8 protein-coding genes are annotated in these 6384 nt (G+C 66.2%); 4 read left to right on the top strand and 4 right to left on the bottom strand.

Annotated features, from left to right (window positions below; genetic code table 11):
* A partial coding sequence (locus tag AKL29_RS23355; protein WP_244482328.1) for a glycerol-3-phosphate acyltransferase occupies nt 1–413 on the top strand: 413 nt, incomplete at its 5' end.
* 103 nt (nt 414–516) lie between these two features.
* On the opposite strand, the gene AKL29_RS23350 is transcribed toward AKL29_RS23355, so the two are convergent.
* Nucleotides 517–1755, bottom strand: coding sequence for an amidase (locus AKL29_RS23350; RefSeq protein ID WP_050385781.1), 1239 nt, complete (start codon nt 1753–1755; stop codon nt 517–519).
* A gap of 136 nt (nt 1756–1891) precedes the next feature.
* On the opposite strand from AKL29_RS23350, the gene dprA reads away from it, so the two are divergent.
* Nucleotides 1892–3007, top strand: a complete 1116-nt coding sequence (gene dprA, locus AKL29_RS23345) for a DNA-processing protein DprA (RefSeq protein WP_050385780.1) — start codon at nt 1892–1894, stop codon at nt 3005–3007.
* A gap of 150 nt (nt 3008–3157) precedes the next feature.
* Here dprA and AKL29_RS23340 read toward each other — a convergent pair whose 3' ends face one another.
* Nucleotides 3158–3562 (bottom strand): winged helix-turn-helix transcriptional regulator, encoded by a 405-nt coding sequence (locus AKL29_RS23340; protein WP_050385779.1) that lies wholly within the window; start codon nt 3560–3562, stop codon nt 3158–3160.
* Nucleotides 3563–3661: 99 nt separating this feature from the next.
* On the opposite strand from AKL29_RS23340, the gene AKL29_RS23335 reads away from it, so the two are divergent.
* Entirely contained in the window at nt 3662–4270 is a 609-nt protein-coding gene (locus AKL29_RS23335; RefSeq protein ID WP_050385778.1) for an FMN-dependent NADH-azoreductase, read from the top strand.
* Between the two features lie 43 nt (nt 4271–4313).
* Here AKL29_RS23335 and AKL29_RS43405 read toward each other — a convergent pair whose 3' ends face one another.
* On the bottom strand, nt 4314–4487 hold the full coding sequence (locus tag AKL29_RS43405; protein WP_167350416.1) for a hypothetical protein: 174 nt from the start codon (nt 4485–4487) through the stop codon (nt 4314–4316).
* A gap of 214 nt (nt 4488–4701) precedes the next feature.
* Nucleotides 4702–5475, bottom strand: coding sequence for an SDR family NAD(P)-dependent oxidoreductase (locus AKL29_RS23330; protein WP_028336378.1), 774 nt, complete (start codon nt 5473–5475; stop codon nt 4702–4704).
* 109 nt (nt 5476–5584) lie between these two features.
* Between AKL29_RS23330 and AKL29_RS23325 the strand changes: the two genes are divergently transcribed.
* Complete coding sequence (locus tag AKL29_RS23325; protein WP_050385777.1) at nt 5585–6061, top strand: winged helix-turn-helix transcriptional regulator; 477 nt, start codon at nt 5585–5587, stop codon at nt 6059–6061.
* Nucleotides 6062–6384 lie beyond the last annotated feature (323 nt).

The following is a 6384-nucleotide window of genomic DNA, read 5'->3' as shown; positions in this document are numbered from 1 at the left end:
TCGGCGACATGCTGAAGGGCACCGTCGCCGTCATCATCGCCGGCACCATCGACGGCCCGAACGCGGCGATGCTGGCGGCGCTGGGGGCTTTCCTCGGCCACCTCTTCCCGGTCTGGCTCAAATTTCGCGGCGGCAAGGGTGTCGCGACCTATATCGGCGTGCTGCTCGGCCTGTTCTGGCCGGCGGCGCTGATCTTCGCCGCGATCTGGCTCGGCACCGCCTACACCACCCGCTACTCGTCGCTGTCGGCGCTGATCGCCGCGTTCGTGACGCCGCTGTTCCTGTGGTGGTTCGGCCACAACGCGCTCGCCTCGCTGTTCGCCGTGCTGACGCTGCTGCTGTTCTACATGCACCGCGAGAACATCCAGCGCCTGCAGGCCGGCACCGAGGGCAAGATCGGCGAGCGGAAGTGACGTCAGTCATTCCGGGGCATCGCGTCAGCGATGAGCCCGGAATCCAGAGGTTGTGGCGCGAGATTCCGGGTTCGATGCTGCGCATCGCCCGGAATGACGAGGCCTATTTCCTCAGCGCGTCCTCGACAAAGCTCGCCGCCGCCAGCGCCTTCGCATCATCGCCAAAACCCGCGATCACGGTCACGCCGACCGGCAATCCGCCCTCGGCGGTCAGCGTCGGCACGTTGACGCAAGGCACGCCCATCAAGGTCCAGAGCCGGTTGTAACGGGGATCGCCGGTCGACGCCAAACCCTCGGGTGCCGCGCCCGGCGCCGACAGCGTCAGCAGCACGTCGACCTCCGAGAGGATCGTGGCCAGCGCCTGCCGCGCGCGCAGCGTGACGGCCATCGCCGCGTCGTATTCCGCCGGCGTGCCGCCCTTGCTCTCGTCGAGCCGGCCGCGCAGGAGCGGCGGCATCGCATCGTAGTTCTGGCCGTATTCCCAGGCGAACGACTGATGCGCCTCGAACTCCTGCACCACCGGATGGATCCGCCACGCCTCCGCGACGACCTCGGGCATCGCGAGCTCGCGCACGGTCGCACCCGCCTGCTCCGCCGCACGCGCGGCCTTCTGCAACGCCTCCGCGCCGGAAGGTTCCGGCGAACCGGCGAAGGCCTGCGTCACCACGCCGATGCGCGGCGCGGAAACTTTCGACGGCCCCACCAGCTCAGGCCGCCTGGTCATCGCAGCGAGCCCCAGCGCGACGTCGCGCACGCCGGCGCCGAACAGCCCGACGGTGTCGAGCGTCCAGGAGAAGCATTTCACGCCGACGGTCGGCAGCAGGCGGTAGCTCGGCTTGATCGCGGCGACGCCACAGAACGACGCCGGCCGGATCACCGAACCGCCGGTCTGCGTGCCGAGCGCCAGCGGGATCATCCCGGCCGCGACCGCGGCGGCCGAACCCGACGACGAGCCGCCCGGCGTGTGCGCGTGATTGTGCGGATTGAGCGTTGCGGTCGGATCGTTCGCCGCGAATGCCGTCGTCGTGGTCTTGCCGATGATGGTGGCGCCGGCCTGCTTCAGCGCCATCACCACCGGCGCATCGGCGCGCGGCTGATGCCCGCGATAGATCGCGGCGCCCATCTCGGTCGGGAGGTCAGCGGTATCGATGATGTCCTTGATACCGACCGCAATCCCGCGCAGCGGCCCGGCCTGTTGCGCACGCGCCGTCTCGTCGAGGCGAACGAAGGCGCCGATGGTTCTGTCCCGCGCCGCGATGGCGTCCCGCGTCTGCGTGATGGCGGCATCGGTGGACAATTCGCCGGAGGCGATGCGGTGTTGGAGATCGGCAAGCGAAATCATCGGCAGACGTCCTGTTTCTTGATGGTTCTTGACGGTTTTTTGGCAGCTTCTTGCCAAGCGCTTTTAGCGCGTCGCGCGCGGCTGCGCCAATGTCGCAGTTGATCACAATCTCAGGTTGGGCGAAGCTAAGCCCCGCATGCATGACCGCTCGCCCAGCCCTCCAAAACTCACCGACACCGAACGGCTCAACCGCCTGCGGCTGATCCGCTCCGACAATGTCGGCCCGCGCACCTTTGCATCGCTGCTCCGCCATTTTGGCGATGCGGCGCACGCGCTGGAGCGCCTGCCTGACCTCGCGCGCCGCGGCGGCGCCTCCGGCCCCGGACGCATCTGCAGCGAGGCCGACGCTGCGGCAGAGCTCGCAGCCTGCCGCAAATTCGGCATCGATCTCGTCGCGCCGGAGGAAGCGCATTATCCGGCGCGGCTTGCCACCATCGACGATGCGCCGCCGCTGCTTGCCGTGCGCGGCGCGCGCGACACCCTGATGCGGCCGATGATCGCGATCGTCGGCTCGCGCAACGCCTCCGGCGCCGGGCTGAAATTTGCCGGCCAGCTCGCGCGCGATCTCGGTGACGCCGGCTTTGTCGTGATCTCGGGCCTCGCCCGCGGCATCGATCAGGCAGCTCACCGCGCCACCGTTGCCAGCGGCACGGTCGCCGTGCTCGCCGGCGGCCACGACAGGATCTACCCGCCGGAGCACGAGGATCTGCTGGCCGCCCTCCTCGAACACGGCGCGGCGATCTCGGAGATGCCGCTCGGCCATGTGCCGCGGGCGCGCGACTTCCCGCGCCGCAACCGTTTGATCTCGGGCGCCTCGCTCGGCGTCGTGATCGTCGAGGCGGCGCACCGCTCGGGTTCGCTGATCACGGCGCGGATGGCGGCCGAACAGGGCCGCGAGGTGTTCGCGGTGCCGGGCTCGCCGATCGATCCGCGCGCCGCCGGCGCCAACGACCTGATCAAGCAAGGCGCCACGCTGGTCACCGAAGCCGCCGACGTCATCAGCGCGGTCACGCCGATCATGGAACGGCCGGTGATGCCTGGCTTGCGCGAGGACGACGAGCCGCTGGACTTTGCCACTGACAGCGGCGATCGCGCCCGCATCATCGATCTGCTCGGGCCGAGCCCGATCAGCATCGACGATCTGATCCGGATGGCCGACGTGTCGCCGGCCGTTGTGCGCGCCGTGCTGCTTGAGCTCGAGCTCGCCGGCGGGCTCGAACGCCACGGCGGTGGGCTGGTGTCGCTGATTTAGTGCTCCGGCTTGACGGCTTACGCCAATCCGTCACCGTGATCCTGAGGAGCCGCGCAGCAGGCGTCTCGAAGGACGCACGGCCCCGCTGGTGGCTGTCGCCCCTTCGAGACGGCCACGTTGCGGCCTCCTCAGGGTAACGGACAACACGTTTCAACCTTCCCCATTCCGCGCATCGAAGTCGTTTCGCGCCCCCTCGATCTCCGGCAGATGCGCGAATGCCCACTGGCCGAGCGCCTTCACGGGCGCCGCCAGTCCGCGGCCGAGATCCGTCAGCTCATAATCGACCCGCGGCGGGATGGTCGGAAACACCGTACGCGTCACCAAGCCGTCGCGCTCGAGCCCGCGCAGCGTGAGCGTCAGCATCCGCTGCGAGATGCCATTGATCATGCGCTTCAACTCGTTGAAGCGCTTCGGCCCGTCGATCAGCATCATGATCACGAACACGCTCCATTTGTCGCCGACCCGCGCCAGCACGGAGGCGACCGCGCGGCAATCGCTGTGGTCGGGGCTGGGCCGCGGCGGCGGAGCGGTCACATCGATGTTCTCGGGTCTCATTTCTGTGCTCTGGTTTCAAAAATGTGCGTTCTTGCGGAGATTTAGGGTGGTCACTCATATAGCGCCAGTTACAAACCTATACCAAAGGTGACCTCTGCCATGAAACTTCTGCACATCGATTCCTCGGTCCTCGGCCCCCACTCCGTCAGCCGCCAGGTCTCCGCCGCCGCCGTCGAGCGGCTGCGCCAGGCCAATCAGCGCCTCGTCGTCAACTACCGCGACCTCAGCCAGACCCCGCTCGCCCACCTCTCCGGCCTGCACCTCGCCGCCAGCCAGGGCGCGGCGCCGGACCCGTCGGTGCGCGACGACATCGCGACCGGCCAGGCGGTGCTGGACGAGTTCCTCGCCGCCGACATCGTCGTGATCGGCGCGCCCATGTACAATTTCACGATTCCGAGCCAGCTCAAGGCCTGGATCGACCGCATCCTGGTTGCGGGCAAGACCTTCAAGTATGGCGCCGGCGGCGTCGAGGGACTGGCCGGCAACAAGCGCGTCATCATCGCGATCTCGCGCGGCGGCTATTACGGCGCCGACACGCCGATGGCCGCGCTCGAGCACCTCGAGACCTACCTGCGCGGTGTGTTCGGCTTCATCGGCGTCAGGAATGTTGAGTTCATCCCCGCCGACGGCATCCAGGTCGGCCCCGAGCATCGCGAAAAGGCGGTTGCGGGCGCGCTGCAGGCCGCCGGCAATCTGAACGCAGCCTGATGTGATTCAAAGCGCCTGCTGTCGCCTGGCGGCGGCAGGCCGTTCAGGCGGAGGAACTCAGAACCAGACGCCCTGAATGCCGAGGATGACGGCGACCAGCGAAAATCAACAGGCCGATGCCGGAGAACAGCGCGACCGTCACGAATTGCGTCGTATCTGAACTTTCGAATGCGGGCGAAACCGGGATCGACGTCGAAATGCGGGCTGCTTTCGGCATGGCGGCACTCCAAATGATTCCGTGGTGAAAAATCCCCCGCCCATTCAAGAGTCCGGCGAGTACGTCAAAGGTTCAAGCATGATCCGGAAAAGTGCGAAGCGGTTTTCCGGAAAGATCATGCTCAGACAACAAACTATTGCGCGATGATAGTCGCAAACGAAATCGGCCGGTATGAAACGCTTCACACCGGCCGTTCGATACAATGAGAAACAAATTATCCGCGATAGATCGGCGCGCCCGCCGGTGATGCGGTTGCACCGCCGTCGATGAACAGCTCCTGCCCTTGCACATGCGCGGCGTCGTCCGACGCCAGGAATAGCACGGTCTTTGAAATGTGATCGGGCTCGCCGATCCGCCCGAGCGGCGTGGTCTTGCCGATCCGCTGCTCAAATGTCTTCTCGGCCTCGGGCGTTGCGATCGCCGCGCCCCAGATCGGGGTGCGCACGGCACCCGGCGCCACCACGTTGACGCGGATGTTGCGCGGCGAGAATTCTGACGCCATCACCCGCGCCATCGCGCGCACGCCGGCCTTGCTCGCGGCATAGGCCGAGTAGCCGGGATTGCCGAGCACGGAAATCACCGAGCCGTTGAGAATGATCGATGCGCCGTCGTTGAGATACGGCGCGACCGCCTGCACCGTGAAGAACACACCGGTGAGATTGGTCCGGATCACATTCTCGAATGCGGCCAGCGTGGTGCCGCCGACCGGCGTCTGGCCGGGAATGCCGGCATTGGCGAACAGCACGTCATACTTGCCGAACTTCTCGGTGCCCTGCTTCACCGCGGCTTCCAGCGCCGCGACGTCGGTGGCATCGGCCGCCACCGCGAGCGCGTTCGGCCCGAGCTCCCTGGATGCCGCCGCAAGCGTCTCCTTGTTGCGCCCGGTGATGACGACCTTGGCGCCCTCCGCCACGAACAGCTTCGCTGTCGCGAGCCCGATGCCGCTGTTGCCGCCGGTGATCAACGCCGTCTTGTTCGCCAGTCTCATGTCCGCCTCCAATTGGTTGCATTATTAAACTTCATTGCCTAGCTAGGGCATACGGTTTAATATTGCAACCACACAAGGTCGTGATGGCCCGAATTCCTGGAGACGGTCGGTGAAACGAACCAGCCTTGCAGGCGACAGCTGTCCCGTCGCACGCGCGCTCGACGTGTTCGGCGACTGGTGGTCGCTCCTGATCATCCGCGACGCCAGCCTCGGCCGGCGCCGCTTCGGCGAATTCCAGGCAAGCCTCGGGCTTGCCAAGAACATCCTTGCCACACGGCTGCGCACGCTGGTCGAGCGCGGCATCCTGAAGACGGTCCCGGCCTCCGACGGCAGCGCCTATCAGGAATATGTGCTGACGCCGAAGGGCCACGGCATCTTTCCGATCCTGGTGGCGCTGCGGCAATGGACCGAGGAATTCGACGAGCATCCAAACGAGATCGCGACCATCCTGATCGACCGCGACAAGGGCAAGCCGGTGAAGAAGCTCGCGCTCTATTCGCAGGATGGACGCGTGCTTGGCGCGGCCGACACTGCGCTGAAGCCGCGGCCTGCAGCGAAGCGCGCGCGGCGTCTCGCGAGTACGTAGGATGGGTGTTGTTGGTACGACACGACGGGCAACTCAGCAAAAACCTGCCAATGCTTCGCCTGCAAAAATATTTCGCTTTATCCGAAGCGCAACTCAGTGTTATGAATTGCCCGTCTCACCCGATCGAGGGGCGCTTCGCGGTCGTCACGAACGTGGTCACAGACGACGCCACACATTCGGTGTCGTCCCTGCGAAAGCAGGGACCCATAACCACCGATGGTCATTGTTGAGCAGTGCTGCAACGACGAATCCCCTCCACAACACCCGCTGCGGCGTGTGGGTCCCTGCTTTCGCAGGGACGACACCGGTCGATGCGGGGCGAT

The sequence above is a fragment of the Bradyrhizobium pachyrhizi genome (assembly GCF_001189245.1).
Lineage (GTDB): Bacteria > Pseudomonadota > Alphaproteobacteria > Rhizobiales > Xanthobacteraceae > Bradyrhizobium > Bradyrhizobium pachyrhizi.
The sequence above is the reverse complement of the archived record's forward strand: the minus strand, read 5'-3'. Positions and strand labels throughout refer to the sequence as shown.